Here is a 23,723-nt window from a genome sequence, read left to right on the forward strand (position 1 = left end):
GACGGACGGCTGGAGTACCTGGGCCGCGCCGACTTCCAGGTGAAGGTGCGTGGCTACCGCATCGAGCTGGGAGAGATTGAATCCGCGCTGCGGACGCATGCCTCCATCGGCGACGCGGTGGTGGTGGTGCGCGAGGACGGCCCCTCGGGCGCACGGCTCGTGGCCTATGTCGCGCCGCATGCCGGCGCTTCCCTCCCCGACATCGGCGTGCTGCGGACGCACCTGGGTGAGCGCCTCCCCTCGTACATGGTGCCCTCGGCCATCGTCGCGATGGAGGCGCTGCCCTTGTCCTCCAACGGCAAGGTCGACCGCGCCGCGCTGCCTTCGCCGGACGCCGTGAGCACCGACTCCTACGTCGCGCCTCGCAACGAGATGGAGGAGGCCCTCGCCACGGTGTGGGCCCAGGTGTTGCGCGTCCCGCGTGTCGGCATCCACGACAACTTCTTCCAGTTGGGCGGCGACTCCATCATCAGCCTCCAGCTCGTCGCGCGCGCCCGTCGTGCCGGTCTGCACTTCGCGCCCCGGCAGCTCTTCCAGTCGCAGACCATCGCCACCCTGGCCCCCGAGGTCTCCCGGCTCCAGGCCACCACCGCCGAGCAGACGCCCGTCGTCGGCCCGGTGCTCCTCACGCCCATCCAGCGCGCGTTCCTCGAGGGCACGAATCCCGAGCCGCACCACTACAACCAGGCGCTGATGCTGCGGCTGCGCGAGCCGGTGGAGCCCTCTGTCCTCGAAGCCGCCCTGCGCAAGCTGGTGGAGCACCACGACGCCCTGCGCATCCGCTTCGTCCAGGTGGACGGCCGGTGGAGCCAGCACGGCACGGGCCTGGAGCACACCCCGTCGTTGCGCCGGGAGGACGTGTCCTCGCTGTCCACGGGTGAGCGGACCGCGCGGGTGGAAGCCATCGCCACCGCGGCGCAGAGGTCCTTCGACCTGGGCTCGGCGCCGCTCTTGCGCGCCGTCCACTTCGACTTCGGCCCGGGGGAGTCCGCACGACTGCTGCTCGTGGCCCACCACCTCGTCGTCGACGCAGTCTCCTGGCGAATCCTCGTCGAGGACCTGGAGACCCTCTGCCGTCAGGCCCTGCGTGGCGAGGCGCCCTCGCTCCCGGCAAAGACGACGTCCTTCAAGACGTGGTCCGAGCGCCTGCACAAGCATGCCCGGTCCGAGGCGCTCGACGCTGAGCGCGCCTACTGGCTGGACGAGGCCCGCGCGCGCGTCCTCCCGCTGCCCCGAGACAGGGCGGAGGGGCTGAACACCGTCGCCTCCTCGCACACCGTCTCCACGAGTCTCGACGCCGGAGACACAGGCCTGCTGCTGCGTGAGGTGCCCGCGGCGTACCGCGCGCGGCTCCAGGATGTGTTGCTGGCCGCGCTGGGCCGTGCCCTGGCCGTGCGCACGGGCCAGTCGCGCTTCCTCGTCGAAGCCGAAGGCCACGGCCGCGAGGACCTCTTCACCGACGTGGACCTGTCACGCACCGTGGGCTGGTTCACCTCCCTCTACCCGGTCCTGCTCCAGGTGGGCGCCGGGGACAGCCCCGGTGACACCGTGCGCTCCACACGGGACGCGCTGCGCACCCTGTCCGCCAACGGCCTGGGACACGGCCTGCTGCGCCATCTGCGCGAGGACGACACCCATGCGCGGCTGCGCGACCTGCCCGTCCCCGAGGTGTCCCTCAACTATCTGGGCCAGGTGGACTCCACCTCCAGCGACGCCTCGCTGTTCACGTTCGCTCCAGAGGCCCAGGGTCCATCCATCAGCCCGCGTGCGCCGCGCGCGCACCTGCTCGACGTGTCAGCCGTCGTCCAGGGGGGACAACTCCACCTCTCCCTCTCGTACAGCCGCGACCTCCACGACGAGGCCACCGCGCTCGCGCTCGTGGAGTCCTTCAAGGATGCGCTGCGCCTGCTCGTCTCCGGCCGCGCCACGTCCGATGCCCTGCGCTACACCCCGGCCGACTTCCCGCTGGCTCGGCTGACACAGGCGACGCAGGACAGGGTGCTCCCACCGGGCTTGCCCGTGGAGGACGTCTACCCGCTGTCCGCGCTCCAGCAGGGCATGCTGTTCCAGTCGCTGATGGCGCCGGGCTCGGGCGTGTACGTCACGCAATTCGGCTGGACGTTCGGCGCGCGCATCGACCTGGGGCACTTCCGCCGCGCCTGGGAGACGGTGGTGGAGCGCCATGCGCCCCTGCGCACCGCGTTCGTCTGGGAAGGGCTGGATGAGCCGCTTCAGGTGGTGAGCCCGCGCGTCGCGCTGCCCTGGGAGGAGCTGGACTGGCGCGGCCTGACTCCGGACGAGCAGAAGGCCCGCTTCGATGCCCTCATGGCCTCGGACCGCGTCCGGGGCTTCGACCTGCGCCAGTCGCCCCTGATGCGCCTGACGGTGGTGAAGCTGGATGATGGGTTGCACCGCGTCCTCTGGTCCTCGCATCACCTGCTGATGGACGGCTGGAGCCTCGGCCTCGTCTTCAAGGAACTGTTCGCCTCCTACAACGCCGCCTCCAAGGGCCAGCGTCCCGCGCTGGGGGCCGCTCCCGCGTACCGGGACTTCATCTCCTGGCTACGAGAGGACCCCACCGCGCACAGCGAGGCCCACTGGCGCGAAGCCCTCCAGGGCTTCACCGCGCCGACGCCTCTCCCTGGCGCCCGGCTCCCCGACACCAAGGACGCGCCATACGCGCAGGGCGAGCGAGGGCTCCTCTTGAGCGCCGAGACGACCCAGGCGCTGCACGCGTACGCACGCCAGCACCAGCTCACGGCCAACACCGTGCTGCAGGGCGCCTGGGCGCTGGTGCTCGCCCGCTACTCCGGTGAGGGCGATGTCATCTTCGGCACCACCGTGTCCGGCCGCGCCGCCGACGTGCCGGGCATCGAGCACATGGTGGGCCTGTTCATCAATACGTTGCCCCTGCGCAGCCGGCTGGAGCCCGATATGCCGGTGGTGGCGTGGCTCGCTTCGCAACACGCCCAGATGCAGGCGCTGAACCAGCACGAGCACGCCTCACTGGCGCGCATCCAGGCATGGAGCGACGTGCCTCGCGGCCAGCCGCTGTTCCAGAGCCTGTACGTCTTCGAGAACTACCCCGTCGACGACGCCGTCTACTCCGGCGGCAGCGACTTCCAGGTCCGCGACCTCGCCAGCGCCGAACAGTCCGACGTGCCCTTCGTGGCCATCGTCCTGCCCGGCCCTCGGCTGGAGCTACGCCTCGTCTACGACACGCAGCGCTTCGAGACGCCGGCGCTGGAGCGGGTGCTGCGCCACTGGGCCGCGGCCCTGGAGTCCATGCTGGCCCAGCCCCAGGCCCTGCTGTCCTCGCTCTCCCTGGTGACACAGGAGGAGCGCGAGCGAGTGCTGGTGGAGTGGAACCGGACACAGCGCGACTACCCGCGCGACGCGGGAGTGCATCAGCTCTTCGCCGAGCAGGCGGCGCGCACACCGGACGCCATCGCCGTCGAGTCCACGACGGGCACGCTCACCTACCGGGAGCTCGACGAGCGCTCCAACCAGCTCGCGCACCATCTGCGCACCCTGGGAGTCACGCCGGGGACTCGCGTGGCCCTGTGCCTGGAGCGAAGCCTGGAGCTGCCCGTGGGCCTGCTGGGCATCCTCAAGGCGGGCGCGGCCTTCGTTCCGCTCGACCCCGCCTATCCGGCGGAGCGGCTGTCCGCCATGCTCGCGAGCACGGGCGCGTCCGTCCTCGTGACCCAGGAGCGGCTCGCCGATGAGCTGCCCGCCTACGTCCCGCTCCTCGTCTGCCTCGACTCCGACTGGGAGCAGGTGGCCCTCCAGCCTGTGTCGGCGCTCGACACTCGCGCTGACGCGGACAGCCTCGCGTACGTCATGTTCACCTCGGGCTCCACGGGGCAGCCCAAGGGCGTCGCCGTCCCCCACCGAGGCATCACCCGGCTGGTGATGAGCGGCGAGTTCATCCACTTCGGTCCCGAGGAGGTCTTCCTCCAGCTCGCACCCATCTCCTTCGACGCCTCCACGTTGGAGGTCTGGGGCGCGCTGCTCCATGGCGCCCGCCTGGTCCTCTTCCCGCCTCACACGCCCACGCTGGAAGAGCTGGGCGCGGTGCTGGTGCGCCACCGCGTCACCACCCTGTGGTTGACGGCGGCCCTCTTCGAGCAGATGGCCATCCACCAGCCCGAGGCCCTGGCCTCCGTGCGACAGGTGCTGGCGGGAGGCGATGTGCTGCCCGTGCGGCGCGTGCGCGAACACCTGTCGCGGATGGCTCCCGACGCGGTGCTCGTCAACGGCTACGGCCCCACGGAGAACACGACCTTCACCGCATGCCACCGGATGGAAGCGGGCGACGTCATCGGCGCTTCCGTGCCCATTGGCCGCCCCATCTCCAACACCCGCGTCTACGTGCTGGATGAGCGGTTCGAGCCGGTGCTTCCCGGTGCGCCGGGCGAGCTGTTCACGGGAGGAGACGGATTGGCCTGGGGCTACCTGGGCCGGCCGGACCTCACGGCCGAGCGCTTCGTGCCCCATCCGTTCAACGCGGGAGAACGCCTCTACCGCACGGGCGACAAGGTGCGCTGGAGCGACGACGGCACGCTGGAGTTCCTCGGCCGCACGGACTTCCAGGTCAAGGTGCGCGGATTCCGAATCGAGCCGGGCGAGGTGGAGAGCGTCCTGCGGCTGCACGCCAGCGTGAGCGAGGCCGTCGTCGTGGTGCGCGAGGATGCGCCCGGCGACAAGCGACTGGTGGCCTATGTCGTGGCGCCCGACGCCGACGTGGTGGGGCTGAAGGACTTCCTGCGCCAGAAGCTGCCCGAGTACATGGTGCCCTCGGCCCTGGTGTGCCTGGAGTCCCTGCCGTTGACGCCGAACGGCAAGGTGGACCGCAATGCCCTGCCGGCACCGGAGCTGGAGGGCTCGGGCGCTGACGCCTTCATGGTGCCTGTCGGTGCCACCGAAGTGGCGCTGGCCAGCATCTTCTCCGACGTGCTGGGCGTCCCGCGCGTGGGGAGGAATGACGACTTCTTCGAGCTGGGCGGACACTCGCTCCTCGCCACCCAGGTCGTCTCGCGCATCCGGGCGACGTTCGACCTGGAGCTGGCCCTGCGTGAGCTGTTCGAGTCCCCGACGCTCTCCGCGCTGGCCGGGCAGGTGGACGCCCTGCGCCTGGAACGGCGAGGCCTGGGCCTGCCCCCGCTCGTGCCCGTGCCGCGCACGGATGCGCTGCCGCTGTCCTTCGCGCAGCAGCGCCTGTGGTTCATCGACCAGTTGGAGCCGGCCAGCGCCCTGTACAACATGCCCTCCGCGCTCCGGCTGGTGGGCGACCTGGACGTGGCCGCGCTGGAGCACTCCATCTCCGACGTGGTGGAGCGCCACGAGGCACTGCGCACCACCTTCGCCTCGCGCGATGGGGAGCCTGTGCAACACATCCATCCGGCCGCGCCCGTGACGCTGCCGGTGGTGGACCTGAGCACCCTGCCCTCGGCCGAGCGCGAGGCCGAGGTGCTCCGCCTCGCCCGCGAAGAGGCCCTGACCCCCTTCGACCTCGCCACGGGTCCGCTCTTCCGCGTCACGCTGCTGCGAGTGGAAGCGCGGGAGCATGTGCTGCTCTCGACGATGCACCACATTGTCTCCGACGGCTGGTCCACGGGCGTGCTGGTGCGCGAGCTGGGCGCCCTCTACGCGGCGCACCTGTCAGGGACACAGGCGGAGCTGCCTCCGCTGCCCGTGCAGTACGCCGACTTCGCGGCCTGGCAGCGGGGCTGGCTGCGCGACGACGCGCTCCGCACGCGCCTGGGCTACTGGAAGCGACAGCTCGAAGGCGCTCCGGCGCTGCTGGAGCTGTCCACCGACAGACCCCGTCCGGCCGTCCAGACGCGCAACGCCGCTCAGCGCGCCGTCGTGCTGTCCACGGACCTCTCCGACGCCATCAAGACCCTGTCGCAGCAGCACGGCGCCACGCCCTTCATGACGTTGCTGGCCGCGTTCCAGGTGCTCCTCGCGCGCTACTCCGGCCAGGACGACATCGTCGTCGGCTCTCCCATCGCCGGGCGCAACCGGGGGGAGACCGAGGGCCTCATCGGCTTCTTCGTCAACACGCTGGCGCTGCGCGCGCGGCTGGAGCCACGCGCCTCCTTCACCTCGCTGCTGAAGCAGGTGAAGCGCACCACGCTGGAGGCCTTCGACCACCAGGACGTGCCCTTCGAGAAGCTCGTCGAGGAGCTGCACCCCGAGCGCAGCCTCAGCTACTCGCCGCTGTTCCAGGTCATGTTCTCCGTGCTGAACACCCCCATGGGCGCGCTGGAGCTGCCCGGGTTGCGGCTGGAGGGACTGGGGGACCACGAGATGCCCCTCAAGTTCGACCTGAACCTCACCCTGACGGAGACGCCAGCCGGCTTCGTGGGCACGCTCGACTACAACGTCGACCTGTTCGACGACGCCACCATGGCGCGGATGGTGGAGCACCTGCTCACCCTGCTCCGCGCGGCCGCGGCGGACCCCGAGCAGTCGCTCTCCACCCTGCCGCTGATGGACGAGGCCGAGCTGCGACGCGTCCTCGGAGAGGGGAACGACACCCAGACCTATGTCCTGGACGCGGACCTGCGGCCGGTCCCCACGGGCGTGCCCGGCGAGCTGTATCTGGGCGACGAGGGTCTGGCGCGCGGCGCCCCGCACCAGCCCCACCTCATCGCCGAGCGGTTCATCCCGAACCCGTTCAGCACCGAGCCCGGTGCCCGCATCTACCGCACCGGCGACAGGGCGCGCTGGCTCGCGAACGGAACCCTCGAGCACCTGGGCCGCTTCGACTTCCAGGTGAAGCTGCGCGGCTTGCGCATCGAGCCAGGTGAAGTCGAAGCCGCGCTCCTGCGACAGCCGGGCGTCCAGGAGGCCGTCGTGCTGGTGCGCGACGACCTGCTGGTCGCCTACGTGGTGCCACGAGCAGAGAGCACGCTGGAGGCCACGGAGCTCCGGCGAGGACTGCTGACCGGACTGCCTGAGCACCTGGTACCCGCGGCCTTCGTGGTGCTGGATGCGCTGCCCCTCACCGCGAACGGCAAGCTGGACCACGAGGCGCTGCCCGCACCGGACATGCAGGCCGACGCGGATGCCGCGTGGATCGCCCCGCGCACGCCCACGGAACAGACGCTGGCGGAGCTGATGGCCGCCATCCTCCGCGTCGAGCAGGTGGGAGCGCAGGACAGCTTCTTCACCCTGGGAGGCCACTCGCTGCTCGCCACCCAGCTCGCCTCTCGCATCCGGGCCGCGTTCCAGGTGGACCTCCCCCTGCGCGCCCTCTTCGAGGACCCCACCGTGGCGGGCCTCGCCGCGCGCATCGACGCCAGCCGGGGGGAGACGACTCCGGCGGTGCCGCCCCTGCTTCCCGTACCTCGTACGGAGGCGTTGCCGCTCTCCTTCTCCCAGCAGCGCCTGTGGTTCATCGACCAGCTCTCCCCGGGCACGCCGCTCTTCAACCTGCCCACGGCGCTGCGCGTGGAGGGTGCACTGGAGGTCGGAGCGCTGGAGCATGCCTTCAACGCCCTGGTGAACCGCCACGAGGTGCTGCGCACCACCTTCGCCATGCGTGACAGTGCGCCCGTGCAGCGCATCCGCCCCGCCTCGCACTTCAGCGTGCCCGTGGTGGACCTGAGCGCGCTGTCCGAAGAGGAGCGACAGGCGCGGACGCAAGCCCTCATCGCGGCGGACGCCCTCGCTTCGTTCGACCTCTCCACGGGGCCGCTCCTGCGCGCCTCGTTGCTGAAGCATGGCGCACAGGCCCATGTGCTCCTGGTGACGATGCACCACATCGTCTCCGACGCGTGGTCCACGGGCGTCCTCGTGCGCGAGCTGGCCACGCTGTACGTGGCTCGGACCACGGGCACTCCGGCCGCGCTGCCTCCGCTGCCCGTGCAGTACGCCGACTACGCGGCATGGCAGCGCTCCTGGCTGCGCGGCGACATGCTCCAGCGACAGCTCGACTTCTGGAAGGAGCACCTCTCGGGCACCTCGGGTGTCCTCGAGCTGCCCACGGACAGGCCTCGTCCGGCCGTCCAGTCCCACAAGGGCACCCTGCTCCCTGTCGCGCTGACAGGCGAGCTGAGCGCCTCCGTGCGAGCACTGGCCCAGCGTGAGGGCGCCACGCCCTTCATGGTGCTGCTCGCGGCCTGGCAGCTCGTGCTCGCCCGCTACGCCGGGCAGGACGACGTCTCCGTGGGCTTCCCCATCGCCAACCGCCAGCAGGGGGAGACGGAGGGCCTCATCGGCTTCTTCGTCAACACGCTCGTCCTGCGCTCGCGCATCGACGCGCGCGGCTCCTTCCTCCAGCTCCTCGCCCACGTGCGCGGTGCCACGCTGGCTGCGTACCAGCACCAGGACCTCCCCTTCGAGAAGCTCGTCGAGGAGCTCCAGCCTCAGCGCGACCTCGCTCGCAGCCCGCTCTTCCAGGCCACCCTCACCCTCCAGAACACCCCCGTCGAGGCCATCCAGCTCCCGGGGCTCTCCTTCGCGCCGCTCACCGCGAACATCACCACGTCGCAGTACGAGGTCAGCCTCCTGCTGGAAGAGGGGACGCAGGGCTTCTCCGGCGCCCTCAACTACAACACCGACCTCTTCGACGCGGACACGGTGAAGCGGCTGATGCGCCACTATGCCGTGCTGCTGGAGGCGGTCACCGCCGCGCCGGAGCGTCCACTGGGCCTCGTGTCGCTGCTGTCCTCCGAGGAGCGGCATCAGGTCCTGACGCGGTGGAACGCCGCCGCCGCGGAGTACCCGCGTGACGCGGCCATCCATCAACTCTTCGCCCGACAGTCCGCGCTCACTCCGGACGCCGTCGCCGTCGAGTCCGAGGACGCGAGCCTCACGTACGCGCAGCTCGACGCGCGCGCGAACCGGCTCGCCCATCATCTCCGCGGACTGGGCGTGCAGCCCGGCAGCCGCGTCGCCGTGCACCTGAAGCGCTCCGTGGACCTGGTGGTCGCGCTGCTCGGCACCCTCAAGGCGGGAGCCGCGTACGTCCCTCTGGATGCCACCTGGCCGACCGAGCGCATGGCGTGGGTCCTGCGCCAGTCCTCCTCCGCCGTCCTGTTGACGGAGTCGTCGGTGGCGGACGAGCTGCCAGAACTGGGCGTCGTGCTCGTCGTCCTGGACGAAGAGGCCGCGCATATCGCCCGCCAGCCGGACTCGGCCCCAGAGGTGCCCGCGAGCGCGGACGCCCTGGCCTACGTCATGTTCACCTCGGGGAGCACCGGCGAGCCCAAGGGCGTCTGCGTGCCGCACCGGGGCGTCGTCCGACTCGTGCAGCCTCACGGTGCCATCCGCTTCGGGCCCAACGAGGTCTGGCTCCAGGCGGCCCCCGTCGCCTTCGATGCCTCCACGCTCGAACTCTGGGGCGCGGTGCTTCACGGCGCCCGGCTCGTCCTCGCGCCTCCTGGAGCGCTTTCCCTGGAGGAGCTGGGAGCGCTGCTCGCGCGTCACCGCATCTCCTCGCTCTGGCTCACCGCTGCCCTCTACGAGCAGATGGTGACGTATCAGCCCCAGGCGCTGACCGGCGTCTCCCAGGTGCTCGCGGGTGGAGACGTGCTGCCCGCGCGGCGCGTGCGCGAACACCTCGCGCTGCTGCCTCCGAGCGGCGTCCTCATCAACGGCTACGGCCCCACCGAGAACACCACATTCTCCGCCACACATGCCCTGCGCGCGGGTGATGCGGTGGGCGACTCGGTCCCCATCGGCGGGCCGGTGCCTCACTCCTCCGCCTTCGTGTTGGACGGCTCATTCCAGCCGACGCCTCCCGGAGTGACGGGCGAGCTGTACGTCGGAGGCGACGGCCTCGCCTGGGGCTACCTCGGGCGGCCGGACCTCACCGCGGAGCGCTTCGTGCCCCATCCCTTCGGGGCTCCTGGCACGCGGCTCTACCGCACGGGTGACAAGGCCCGGTGGCGGATGGATGGAACCTTGGAGTTCCAGGGGCGCGCCGACTTCCAGGTCAAGGTGCGTGGCTTCCGCATCGAGCCCGGTGAAGTGGAGAGCGCCCTGCGCCAGCATCCGGGCGTCGGTGAGACCATCGTCGTCGTGCGCGAGGACGCCCCGGGCGACAAGCGACTCGTCGCCTACGTGGTGCCCTCGGAGCATGGACTGGACACGGGCGCTGTGCGCGGCTTCCTCGAGGAGCGGCTCCCCGCGTACATGGTGCCGTCGGCCATCGTCACGCTGACGGAGCTGCCGCTGACAGCGAACGGCAAGGTCGACCGCAAGGCCCTCCCGCCGCCCGGAGTCAGCACTCAGCCTCAAGAGGCGCCCGAGATGCCACGCACCGCCACGGAGGAGGTGCTCGCGGGCATCTACGCCGAGGTGCTCGGTGTCTCGCGAGTGGGCCCGGAGGACGACTTCTTCGAGCTGGGAGGCCACTCCCTTCTCGCCACGCAGGTCGTCTCCCGCATCCGCTCCGCCTTCAACGTCGAGCTCCCGCTGCGGGAGCTCTTCGAAGCCCCCACCGTCGCCGGACTGGCCCGGTACCTGGATGCCTCGCGACAGGAGCAACAGGGGCTGGAGGTTCCGGCGCTGACGCCCGTGCCGCGCACAGGCGCCCTGCCGCTGTCCTTCGCGCAGCAGCGACTGTGGTTCATCGACCAGCTCGAGCCCGGCAGCGCCCTCTACAACATCCTCACGGCGCTCCGCCTCGAGGGGACACTCGACATCGCCGCCTTGGAGCGAGCGGTCTCCGACGTCGTCTCACGCCACGAGGCGCTCCGCACCACGTTCACTTCCATCGACGGGCAACCGTCCCAGGTCATCCACCCCGCGGCGCCCGTCTCCATCGCGCTCATCGACCTGAGGCACCTGGAGGATGACCACCGTCAGGCCGAGGCCCGACGACTGACGGTGGAGGAAGGAGAGCGTCCCTTCGACCTCACCTCCGGACCGTTGTTCCGCCTCCGCCTCGTCAAACTGGCGGAGCGCGAGCACCTGCTCCTCGCCAACATCCACCACATCGTCTCCGACGGTTGGTCTTCCGGCGTGCTGGTGCGCGAACTGGGCACGCTCTACGCGGCGCACCTCTCCGGCGAGCCGGCCGAGCTTCCGCCGCTGTCCGTGCAATACGCCGACTTCGCGGCGTGGCAGCGCGGCTGGCTGCGTGACGAGGCGCTGCGGACGCGGCTGGCCTACTGGAAGCAGCAACTCCAAGGAGCCCCCGCGCTGCTGGAGCTGCCCACCGACAGGCCCCGCGCCGCCCACGCGTCGCGCGAGGCCGTCATCCTCCCCATCGCGCTGGGGGCCGAGCTGTCCGACGCCATCAAGGCGCTCTCACAGCGCCAGGGCGCCACGCCCTTCATGACGCTGCTGGCCGTCTTCCAGCTCTTGCTCTCCCGCTACTCGGGCCAGGACGACATCTCCGTCGGCTCACCCATCGCCGGCCGCAACCGAGAGGAGACCGAGGGCCTCATCGGCTTCTTCGTCAACACGCTGGTGCTCCGTGCGCGCATCGACCCACGAGCCTCGTTCCACGCGCTGTTGGAGCGCGTCCGCGCCACCACCCTGGGGGCCTTCGAGCACCAGGACGTGCCCTTCGAGAAGCTCGTCGAAGAGCTGCAGCCCGAGCGGGTCCTCGATGTCCCCCCGCTCTTCCAGGTCATGTTCTCCCTGCTGAACACGCCCATGGGAGGCCTGGAGCTGCCCGGCCTGCGAGTGCATTCCGTCGACCAGGGTGACGCGCTCGCCAAGTTCGACCTCAACCTCACCTTCGTCGAAGCACCTTCTGGATACGAAGGCGCCCTCCAGGTCGCCACCGCGCTCTTCGATGCCTCCACGGCCGCGCGCATGGTGACGCACTTCCTCACGCTACTCCGCGCCGCTGTGAATCAGCCGGACGCCCCGGTCGCGTCCCTTCCGCTCATGGACGAGGCCGAGCAGCGCCGCGTCCTGGTGGACTGGAACGACACGCACGCGGACTTCCCCGCGCACACCACCGTCCACGCCCTCTTTGAGGAAACCGTCGCTCGCACTCCCGACGCGCTCGCCGTGTCCATGGGCGACGCTCAGCTCACCTTCCGTGAGCTGGACGCACGCGCCAATCAGCTCGCCCACGCGCTGCGCGACCTGGGTGTGGGGCAAGGCTCACGAGTGGGCCTGTACTTCCGCCGCGCACCCGACATGGTCGTCGCCCTCTGGGCAACCCTCAAGGCCGGTGCCGCCTACCTGCCTCTCGACCCGGCCCTGCCCGCCTCTCGCATCGCCTTCCTCCTGCAAGACACCGACGTCGCCGTTGTCCTCACCCAGGCCGCGCTCGCGGACGCACTGCTCACGAACACAGTCTCCGTCCTCAGAGTCGACAAGGACTGGGACGTCACGGCCGGCAAGCAGCCCACGACGGCGCCGGCCCCCCTGGCCACCGCCGACGACCTCGCCTACCTCATCTACACCTCCGGCAGCACCGGTCTCCCCAAGGGCGTCATGGTGGAACACCGGGGCGTCGTGAACTACCTCACCTGGGCCCTGCACGCGTACCGCATCGCCGAAGGCTCCGGCTCTCCGGTCCACTCGCCTCTCTCCTTCGACCTGACCGTCACCAGCCTCATCGCTCCGCTCATCGCGGGAAGACCCGTGGTGCTCGTACCCGAGGAGGCAGGCGTGGAGGGACTGGGTGAAGCCTTGCGCGAGGGCAGCGACTTCAGCCTCGTGAAGCTGACGCCCACCCACCTGCAACTGCTCTCGTACCAGCTCACGCAGGGTGAGGCGGCCGGTCGCACCCGAGCCTTTGTCATCGGTGGCGAAGCCCTGACCGCCGAGGGCGTGGCCTTCTGGCGCAAGCATGCTCCAGACACCCTGCTCATCAATGAGTACGGCCCCACGGAGACGGTGGTCGGTTGCAGCGTCCACACTGTGGCCGCCGGAGACGCGACGAGCGGTTCCATCTCCATCGGCCGTCCCATCGCCAATACCCGCCTGTACGTCCTGGATGCCCACCTGCGCCCGGTGCCGGTAGGCGTCGTGGGTGAGCTGTTCATCGGCGGCTCGGGCGTGGCGCGCGGCTACTGGCGGCGGCCCGCGTTGACCGCGGAGCGCTTCATCCCCGACGCCTTCAGCACACTGCCTGGAGCCCGGATGTACCAGACGGGCGACCGCGTCCGCTGGGGCGCCGACGGACGGCTGGAGTACCTGGGCCGCGCCGACTTCCAGGTGAAGGTGCGTGGCTACCGCATCGAGCTGGGAGAGATTGAATCCGCGCTGCGGACGCATGCCTCCATCGGCGACGCGGTGGTGGTGGTGCGCGAGGAGGGCCCCTTGGGCGCACGGCTCGTGGCCTACGTCGCTCCGCATTCAGGCGCCCCCCTCCCCGACGCCAACGCCCTGCGGGGTCATCTGGGTGAACGCCTCCCGGCGTACATGGTGCCCTCAGCCATCGTCGCGCTGGAGGCGCTGCCCCTGTCCTCCAACGGCAAGGTCGACCGCGCCGCGCTGCCTTCGCCGGACGCCGTGAGCACCGACTCCCACGTCGCGCCTCTCAACGCCACCGAGCGCACGCTGGCCACCCTCATGGCGGAGTTGCTGCGCATCGAGCACGTCGGCGCCGAGGACTCCTTCTTCGCGCTCGGCGGCCACTCCATCCTCGCCACCCAGCTCGCCTCGCGCATCCGCACGGTCTTCCAGGTCGAGCTGCCCCTCCGAGCCCTCTTCGAGGCGCCCACCGTCTCGTCCCTCGCCGCACGCATCGACGCGAACGCTCGCGGGGGCGCCTCGGCGTTGCCTCCCCTGATTCCCGTATCCCGCACCCAGGCACTGCCGCTGTCCTTCGCGCAGCAGCGCCTGTGGTTCATCGACCAGCTCGAGCCCGGCAGCGCGCTCTACAATATGCCCGCGGCGCTGCGCCTGGAAGGGGCGCTGGACGCGGACGCGCTCAAGGCCAGCTTCGACGCCCTGGTGCGACGCCATGAAGCCCTCCGCACCACCTTCCCGTCGCATGACGGCGATCCCGTGCAGGTCATCCACCCGGCCGCGGCCTTCTCACTTCCGCTCGTGGACCTGAGCCGCGTGCACGGGGACGAGCGCGCTGCTCGGGCTCAGCGGCTCATCAACGAGGAGGCGCTCAAGCCCTTCGACCTGGCCACCGGCCCGCTGCTGCGCGCTTCGCTGCTCCGGATGGACGCGAAGGAGCACGTGTTGCTGGTGACGATGCATCACATCGTCTCCGACGGCTGGTCCATGGACGTGCTGGTGCGCGAGCTGGTCACGCTCTACGCGGCCATCGCCACGAACACGTCGCCAGACCTCGCGCCATTGCCTGTGCAGTACGCCGACTTCTCCGCATGGCAACGCGCGTGGCTGCGCGGCGAGGTGCTCCAGCGACAGCTCGACTACTGGAGGAACCAGCTCGCGGATGCGCCCGCCGTGCTGGAGCTGCCCACCGACAGGTCCCGCCCGGCGGTCCAGTCCTCCCAGGGTGGAGCGGTGCCATTCCACCTGCCCGAGGAGCTGACCCAGGCCCTGGAGTCCTTCACCCAAGCCGAAGGGGCGACGCTCTTCATGGGCGTGCTGGCCGCCTTCCAGCTCCTGCTCTCGCGTTACTCCGGGCAGGACGACATCTCCGTGGGCTCGCCCATCGCGGGACGCAACCGAGCGGAGACCGAGGGCCTCATCGGCTTCTTCGTCAACACGCTCGTCCTGCGCTCCCGCATCGCCCCACGCTCAACCTTCCGCGAGCTGCTCTCCCAGGTCCGTGCATCCACGCTCGCGGCCTATGAGCACCAGGACGTCCCGTTCGAGAAGCTCGTCGAGGAACTCCATCCCCGGCGCAGCCTGAGCCACTCGCCGCTCTTCCAGGTGATGCTCGCGCTCCAGAACACGCCTCGACAGGCGCCGTCGCTCCGCTCCGGACAGAGCGGGCTGGAAGCACTGAAGCTCACGCCGATGGGCGTGGAGGGGCTGGAGGCGAAGTTCGACCTCTCGCTCTCGCTCGCCCGGACATCCCAGGGACTCGGAGGAGCGCTCGATTTCCGCGTGGAGCTGTTCGACGAGCGGACCGTCGCGCGCATGGCGGGGTACCTCATCACCCTGCTGAAGGCCGTGGTCACCACGCCCGATGCGGACCTGGGTTCGCTGTCCCTCCTCTCCGACGCGGAGCGGGAGCAGCTCCTCGTGACGTGGAACGACACGCACCGCGAGCTGCCGTGGGGAGGAGCTCTACACGAGCGAATCGAAGCTCAAGTCGCTCGCACACCCGATGCGCTGGCGGTCCTCGACGACACGACGTCGCTCACCTTCGACCAGCTCGACCGTCGGGCCAACAGGCTCGCCCACTGGCTGCGTGCTCACGGCGTCAGGCCCGAGTCCCGCGTCGCCATCTGCATGGAGCGCGGCGTCGACATGATTGTCGCCGTCCTCGGCGTCCTCAAGGCGGGCGGCGCGTACGTCCCCCTGGACCCCTCCCATCCTCGCGAGCGGCTCGCCTTCGTGCGCCGCGACTCCGGCGTCACGCTCGTCCTCACGCAGCAGCTCCTGGCCGAGCGACTGGAGACGCCGTCCGTCAAGGTCCTCCGCATGGATGACCCGGACGTGGCCCAGATGCTCGCCAGTGAAGCGGACACCGCGCCACCCCGTGTCTCCGCGCCCCAGCACCTTGCCTACGTCATCTACACGTCGGGCAGCACCGGGCATCCGAAGGGCGTCATGATTCAGCACGCCTCCGTGATGAATCTGCATGCGGCCCTCGCGTCCACGGCGCTCGCCGGCCTGCAAGGCCCGCAGCGAGTCAGCCTCAACGCGCCGCTGGCCTTCGATGCGTCTGTCCAGCAGCTCATCCAGCTCTCCGATGGCCACACCCTGTGCGTGGTGCCCCAGGCCGTTCGCCAGGACGCGCCCCGCCTGGTGAACTGGGTGGAGCAACACCACATCGACGTGCTCGACTGCGCGCCGTCCCACCTGCGTCTGCTGCTCGATGAGGGGCTGGCCTCCAATCGAGCCCTGCGAGTCCTCGTCGGGGGCGAGGCGGTGGACGACGCCCTCTGGGAGCGGCTCGCCACCCATCCGCGCATCACCGCCTTCAACGTCTACGGGCCCACCGAGTGCACGGTGGACTCGACGGCGCGCGCGGTACGCGGAGCGCCGCGTCCTTCGCTCGGCTCACCGCTGACGAATGTGCGGGCCTACGTCCTGGATTCCCACCTCCAGCCTGTCCCCGTGGGTGTCTCCGGAGAGCTGTTCCTGGCCGGCGATGGCCTCGCGCGTGGCTACCTCGCGCGCCCGTCCCTCACCGCGGAGCGCTTCGTCCCCAATCCGTTCAGCTCCGTCTCCGGCGCGCGCATGTACCGCACGGGAGACAAGGTGCGCTGGCTCCCTGATGGAGAGCTCGCGTTCCTCGGCCGCCTCGACTTCCAGGTGAAGCTGCGCGGCTTCCGCATCGAGCTGGGCGAAATCGAAGCCACCCTCGCCCGCCACCCCGACGTCCGTGAAGCCCTGGTCCTCCTCCGCGAAGATGTCCCAGGAGACCAGCGCCTCGTCGCCTACTACACCGCTCACTCACGCCCGCCCGAACCCGCGGCCCTCCGCGCCTACCTCACCAAGAGACTCCCGGCCTACGAGGTCCCCGGCGCGCTCATGGCCCTGGAGTCCTTCCCGCTGACGCCCAACGGAAAGGTGGACCGCAAGGCCCTGCCTTCTCCCGAAGCGGCACCCGGCGCCGACGCCTTCGTCGCTCCGCTCACGTCCACCGAGGTGCGCCTCGCCGCCCTCTGGGCCGACGTCCTCCGCCTCCCGGTTGTCGGCCGGCATGACCACTTCTTCGAGCGCGGCGGCCATTCGCTGTTGGCCACCCGGTTGATGTCGCGCATCCGCTCCGTCTTCGCCCTGGAGCTCCCCCTGCGCGCCCTCTTCGAGGCGCCCACCCTGGAACTGCTCGCCCTCCGCGTCGAGCGCGCCACCGAGGCGTCCGCGCTCCCGCCGCTGCTCCCCGCACCGCGAGACGGCGCACCGTTGCCTCTCTCCTTCGCGCAGCAGCGCCTCTGGTTCCTCGAGCAGCTCCAGCCCGGCACTCCCACGTACAACATGCCCACGGCCCTCCGCATCGAGGGCTCGCTCGACGTCCCTTCCCTCCAGCGCGCCTTCTCGGAGCTGCTCCGCCGCCACGAAGCCCTCCGCACGTCCTTCGCCGAGGACAACGGCTCGCCCTTCCAGCACATCTCTCCCCCGGCTCCCTTCGCGCTCCTCGTGGAGGACCTCTCCTCCGTCGAGGAGCGTGAGGCCCTCGCTCGCGAGCGGGCGAATGAGGACGCCGTCCGCCCGTTCGACTTGAGTCGCGGCCCCCTGCTTCGCGCCTCCCTGCTGCGCCTCGCGCCCCAGCAGCACGTGCTGCTCCTCAACCTCCACCACGCCGTCACCGACGGCTGGTCCATGGGCCTGCTCGTCCGAGAAGTGGTCACCCTCTACGAGGCCTTCCGCCAGGGACTCCACTCCCCCCTTCCCGAGCTGCCGCTCCAGTACGCCGACTACGCCCTCTGGCAGCGCCAGTGGCTCAAGGACGATGTCCTCTCCCGGCAGGTGGCCTGGTGGAAGAACCAGCTCGCGGGAGCCCCCGCGCTTCTCGAGCTGCCCACCGACTTCCCTCGCCCACCGCTCCAGTCCTTCCACGGTCGCACCGTCGACTTCCAGATTCCCGGGGCCCTCGCTCGTGCCGTGGAAGCCTTCTGCAAGCAGGAGGGCGCCACCCTCTTCATGGGCGTGCTGGCCACCTTCCAGCTCCTGCTCTCGCGCTACTCCGGGCAGGACGACATCTCCATCGGCTCCCCCATCGCCGGCCGCAGGGCTTCCGAGTTGGAGGGCCTCATCGGCTTCTTCGTCAACACCCTCGTCCTGCGCTCCCGCGTCGAGCCGCGCGCATCCTTCCGTCAGCTCCTCTCCCAGGTGCGAGCCTCCACACTCGCCGCCTATGAACATCAGGACGTCCCCTTCGAGAAGCTCGTCGAGGAGCTCAAGCCCCAGCGCAGCCTCAGCTACTCGCCGCTCTTCCAGGTGATGTTCACCCTCCAGAACACCCCCACGGACACGCTGGAGGCCGGCGAAGGCACCGCGATGCTGAGCGTCCAGTCCGTCGCGCCCGACGTGCGTTCCACCCACTTCGACCTGACGCTGTCGCTCGCCGAAACGCCGGAGGGCTTCTCCGGCGCACTGACCTATCGGACCGACCTGTTCGAGGAGTCCACCATCACCCGCATGGCGGGACATTTCGCCACGCTGCTGGAAGCCGCCATCCACGCTCCCGAGACACATGTGGGCGAGCTTCCGCTGATGCCCGTCGCCGAGCGCGAGCAGATGCTGACTCGCTGGAACGACACCCATCGCGAGCGGCCCTGGGAGGGCGCCATCCACGGAGAGGCCATTGACGAGTCCTACTGGGAGAAGCTCTCCGCTCCCCGGCCCGTCGGTACCCCGCTGGCCAACGTCCAGGCCCACGTCCTCGATGCACGCATGCAGCCCGTTCCCCTGGGCGTTCCCGGCGAGCTCTTCCTCGCGGGCGCGGGCATCAGCCGGGGCCATCTCGGCGGGCCTGGCCTCACCGCCGAGCGGTTCCTCCCAGACCCGTTCTCGTCCACGCCTGGCGCCCGCCTCTACCGAACGGGTGACAAGGTGCGCAGACGGGACAACGGCGAACTGGTCTACCTCGGCCGCTTCGACGACACGGTGGACCCGAAGGCCCAGCTCGCTCCGGACATGCCCTCCACGAGCATCGAGTACGTCGCTCCGCGCAACCCTGGCGAGGAGACCATCGCGGCCCTCTGGCGCGAGCTCCTCGGCAGGCAGAAGGTGAGCGCCACCGACGACTTCTTCGCCCTCGGCGGCCACTCCCTGCTGGCCGTCCGCCTCATGTCGCTGCTGCGCGAGCGGCTGGGTGTCTCGCTGCCGGTGTCGGCCCTCTTCCAGGCCTCCACCGTGGAGCGCCTGGCACGACGGGTGGAGCAGCGCGAGCAGGCTCCACGGCCCACTCCCAACCTCGTGCGCCTGGACACCGGCACGTCGACCGAGCGGCCCCTCTTCCTCGTCCACGGCGGCGGAGGCGCGGCGCTGGGCTACACCGAGCTCGTTCGTGAGCTCGGTACCCAGCGGCCCATCTACGGCCTGTCCGCGTCCGGCATGGAGGGCGGCGAGCTTCCCGAGTCCTCCGTGAAGGCGCTGGCGCGCGACTACCTCGCACAGCTCCGCACGGTGCAGCCTCGGGGGCCGTACCTCCTCGGCGGCTGGTCCTTCGGCGGCGTCGTGGCACACGAGATGGCGCGGTTGCTCGAGGCCACGGGAGAGAAGGTGGACCTGCTGGTGCTGCTCGACAGCCGCGCGCCCACGCGGCAGCCGATGCCCAAGCCCGACACGCTCACGCTGCTCGCCGGCTTCGGTCAGATGCTCGGCGTGTCCTGGGGAGATGCCTCACTGGAGGTGGGGCGGCTGGAGCACCTGGGAGCGCGAGAGGTGCTGGCCCAGGTGCTGCCACGGCTGCGACTCGCCGCTCCGGCCTTGCACACGCTGGAACTCGACACGGCTGAGCGGCTCTTCAACGTCTACCAGCGACTCACCGAGGCCCAGCGTCGCCACGTGCCAGACGGTGTCTACACGGGTCGGACCGTGCTCTTCCGCGCCACCCGGTCTCCCGACGAGGCCCCGTTGCGCGAGGACCGCGGCTGGCGCGAGTGGCTCACCGGGGTGCTCTCGGTGCACGACGTCGCGGGCGACCACTTCACGATGTTGAGCGCACCGCGAGTCTCCGAGTTGGTGGAGCAGCTCGCGCGAGACCTGGAGGACGCAGCCTCGTGATGTGATTCACACCAGGCCCGGGCCATGAGCCCGGGCCCATTCCCCTCAAGGGAGGTCCTTCAGCATCTATCGGGTCCATCGGGTGACCACAGCGCGTCGTCGGGTGACCAGGGAAGGCTGGGCGCAGACGGAACCGGGGCGGGATTGAGGCTCGGTGCGGCAGGCGGGGCGGAAGGGATGGGAGCCGCCGACACCTTCGTGGCGACGACGGCTGGAGTCGCGACCTCTGGCGCGGCCGAGTCCGAGCGAGCCCGCGGCGACGCTGTCTGCTCGCGTGCGACCAGTTGGACCGGCAAGAGGACCGCGAGGCCAAGGAGTAGCAGCGCCACTCGCAACGAAGTACGGCGTCGCGGAGTGGAGACATCGACGTGTTCCAGCATGGACAACCTCCTGTGCAGCGTGTGGATGTGAGTTGAGGCACCGAGCACCGCGGCGGTGCCGTGGGTACGGGTGACGCCAAAGGTGAGGAGGAGCTGGCCATAATCACCGGGCGCGGCCCCCGTGAGGCGGAGGGCTTCGGCGTCGCAGGCCTCCTCTCGTGCCAGCGCATACTCCTGGGCTGTCTTGCGTACGAGCGGGTGGAAGAAGAGGACGCTCTCCGCGAGTGCCGGAACCCAGCCAAACCACAGGTCGCGGCGCTGGAAATGGGCCAACTCATGAGCCACTGCCATCCGCACTGATTCCAGGTCCAGGCACCGGACCGCCTGCGCGGGCAGAACAATCACCGGGGAGATCAGCCCCGTGGCCAGAGGGCTCGCCATCTCATCGGACATCAGGAGACAGGGCACTCGGCGCAGTCCCGCGGCGGAGGCGAGCTCGCTGATGGCCTTCTCGATGTCCGGTTGGCGAAGGGGCATCGCGCGAAGGCGCAGGCGACGCATGCGACTCCAGGCTCGCACATGCCCCTTGAGCTGCCAGGCGATTCCCAATCCCCACGCAACGAGCAGCACCGCCGCGCCCCCATGTCGCCAGGGCACTCCATCGCCCATGAGAGCCATGGTGTCCGGAGTGGCCACGTTCTCCTCCGGCCCCATCGACTCCACTCGTCCCGGAATCAGCGTGGGCAGAAGAGGAAGCTGCACCGGGCTCAACGCCCCCAGGGACAGCACGAACTTGAGGGAAACCAGCCACCACAGTCCCGCGCGCAGGGCGGAGGGCATGCGCGGCACTGCGTGGGACAGCCCCCAGACCAGCGCGGCCCACGGCGCACCCTGCCAGGAAGCCCGCCACAGACACTCCAGTGTGGAAAACCCCCAGCTGAAGTCCGTCAGCCATTCAGCACCCATGGGCGCACTCCTTCCCCTGCTTCCGAGAGTTCAGCCGGGCCACGACGTCCTGGAGCTTCCGAGAACCGGGTGAGGTGCCCCTTCGTCCGCAGCCACTCCATCACCCGCTCTCCCACAGTCGCCATGACTACATCTGTAGTCAGAACGTACGCGTGACTACAGCCGTAGTCAAGTCATCTCCGGAGCCGAGCTGCTTGCGCGACTGAACTCCTCCCAGCGCCACCTCGCCCTTGTCAGTCCATTCAGAATGCCCGTTGCGGTGCGCAAGCGAATCAACGCGATGGTCGCGGTATCGCGCATCGAGGAACTCAACAGAGTGGAATCGACTCACGCAGATGGCGAGCCGCTCTCATCGCCTGAAACGTTTGGTGACCCGCGGTCCGGAACTCCATCGTCGTGACTCGATTGTTCGGGGAAAACCCTACCAACGCCCATGCTTCAACGTTCCTGCCTGACTTGAATCGCTCCAAAGATTGACATGGCGAAATCGCCGCTCCCAAGGTTGGCCTGTCGCCGACGCTGGCGACCCGGAGCGCCTGCTGGTGTGAGCGAGCGCAATGGCTCTCACAGGCAGACGCGCATCGCCGTCCATTGCGTCGTTCGCGACGCTCAATGCCGAGGAGCCATCCATGTCGAAACCAAGCCAGTCAGCGCCACCCCTCTCCCGCCGCCTGTTGCCAGCACTCGCCGCCCTCGCCCTGGCCGTCGCCGCACCGGACGCCTCCGCGGCCTCCGCGGTCTACGGCGGTGGCCCGTTCTACTCCGGCGGCACCGCGGTGATGGACGACCTGCGCGCCTCGGGCTTCACCACCATCATCCTGTGGAGCTTCCACATCGAGGACAACGGCGACCTCGTCTACAACGACATCCCCGTGGTCAGGAACGGCGCCTACATGGGTGATGCCGCGTGGCCGACACGCCTGGCAACGCTCAAGACCGCGCCGACCTCGGTGAATCGCATCGAGGTGTCCATCGGCGCCTGGAGCGTTCCGGACTTCGAGCGCATGGCCAGACTGGTCAATGGCACCGCCGCCGGCTGCGGCACCACCCTCGTCTGCGGCACCGGCAGCAACAGCATCCTGTACAGGAACTTCCAGGCGCTGAAGGCCGCCACCGGCGCCGACGCGGTGAACTTCGACGACGAGAGCGCCTACGCCCTGGCTCCGACGACGACCTTCGGGCAGATGCTCATCGGCCAGGGTTACAAAATCACCTTCGCGCCGTACACCCAGCAGACGTTCTGGCGGAGCCTCAAGGACAACCTGGGGAGTGCCGTCGATAGAATCTACCTTCAGGTGTACGACGGCGGCGCCGGCAACAACCCGGCGAGTTGGAACACCGCGATGGGCATGACGGTCGACCCGGGCCTGTGGTCCAGGCATGGCACTGGCTGCACTTCGGGCGACAGCCCGGCCTCGGTGCAGAGCCGGATGAGCGGCTGGAAGACCAGCGCTGGCATTCGCGGCGGCTTCATGTGGTTGTACGACGACATCCAGCGGTGCTCCGCCCAGGGCACGAGCGCGCAGTACGCGGCGGCCATCAACACCGCGGTCAGCGGCAACACCCCGCCGGTGGCGAACTTCGGCGTCACCGTCAGCAGCCTCACCGCGACCTTCAGCGACTCGTCCACCGATGCCGACGGCACCATCACCTCGCGCAGTTGGAACTTCGGCGACGGCGGCACCTCCACCGCGACGAACCCCTCGCGCACCTATGCGAGTGCCGGCAACTACAACGTCACCCTCACCGTCACCGACAACGGCGGCGCGAGCAATACCAAGAGCCAGACGGTCTCGGTCGGCGCGGGCGTCGCCAATCTGGCGTTGAACAAGCCCACCACCAGCTCGGCCGCCTGCAACAGCAACGAGTCCGCGGCCAAGGCGGTCAACGGCAGCGTCTCGGGCGGCACCACCGACAAGTTCTGCTCACTGGTCTCGCCGGCGTGGATGCAGGTGGACCTGGGCTCGGCCCAGACGGTCAGCAGCTTCACCCTCAAGCACGCGGGGGCCGGGGGTGAGAACACGAGCTGGAACACCCAGGCGTTCACCATCCAGACGTCGAGCAATGGGACCACCTGGAGCACGCCTGTCACGGTGAGCACCAACACCGCCAGCAGCTCCACGCACGCCATCACCTCGACGTCGGCGCGCTACATCAAGCTCAACGTGACGACGCCCACCCAGAATGGAGACCCGGCGACGCGAATCTACGAGTTCGAGGTTCGCTAAGCTCTCGAAGACGAAGCCGACCCGCGACGCACCGTCGCGGGTCTTGACCTTGACACTGGTGTCAGGGGCTAGCGTTCGTTTCCAAGAGAGCCGGATGAACATCGGAGAACTCGCCAGGCGCACGGGCTGCAGTGCGCGCTCCATCCGTCACTATGAGAAGACGGGGCTCCTCAGGTCGAATCGACGCGCGAATGGCTACCGGGATTTCGATGGGGAGTCGGTGCCCCGGGTGATGCAGGTGGCCCACCTCATCCGGCTGGGCTTCTCCCTGGGGGACATCGCCACCTTTCCCCCCTGCATGCTCCGCGACGTCACGCATGCCATCTGCCCGCAGGCGCTCGCGCTCCACCGCAAGCGGCTGGCGGAGTTCGACCAGCAGCTCCTGGAGCTCGCGGGTCGTCGAGACCGGCTCGCTCGCGCGCTGGGCGCGAATGCCCGCTCCACCAAATAAGGA

General features: G+C 69.7%; 4 protein-coding genes. 3 read left to right on the plus strand and 1 reads right to left on the minus strand.

The genetic code is table 11. The features are described from left to right. Window positions 1-19,755, plus strand: a 19,755-nt coding sequence (locus tag HUA75_RS22005) for a non-ribosomal peptide synthase/polyketide synthase (RefSeq protein ID WP_174487504.1), incomplete at its 5' end; no start/stop codon positions are given. Between the two features lie 59 nt (window positions 19,756-19,814). Here HUA75_RS22005 and HUA75_RS22010 read toward each other — a convergent pair. Beyond that, window positions 19,815-21,041 carry a M56 family metallopeptidase gene (locus HUA75_RS22010; protein WP_174456263.1) on the minus strand — a complete coding sequence of 409 codons (1,227 nt, stop codon included), beginning with the start codon at window positions 21,039-21,041 and terminating at the stop codon, window positions 19,815-19,817. Window positions 21,042-21,670: 629 nt separating this feature from the next. Between HUA75_RS22010 and HUA75_RS22015 the strand changes: the two genes are divergently transcribed. Both HUA75_RS22015 and HUA75_RS22020 read left to right on the plus strand, forming a co-directional pair. Beyond that, window positions 21,671-23,269, plus strand: coding sequence for a PKD domain-containing protein (locus tag HUA75_RS22015; protein ID WP_141640286.1), 1,599 nt, complete (start codon window positions 21,671-21,673; stop codon window positions 23,267-23,269). A 94-nt stretch (window positions 23,270-23,363) separates the two neighbouring features. Continuing rightward, the gene (locus tag HUA75_RS22020) at window positions 23,364-23,720 is read left to right on the plus strand and encodes a MerR family transcriptional regulator (protein ID WP_141640287.1); all 357 of its coding nucleotides are present in this window, start codon (window positions 23,364-23,366) and stop codon (window positions 23,718-23,720) included. Window positions 23,721-23,723: the final 3 nt, after the last annotated feature.

The organism is Myxococcus sp. CA040A, from assembly GCF_013336725.1.
Classification (GTDB): Bacteria; Myxococcota; Myxococcia; order Myxococcales; family Myxococcaceae; genus Myxococcus; species Myxococcus llanfairpwllgwyngyllgogerychwyrndrobwllllantysiliogogogochensis.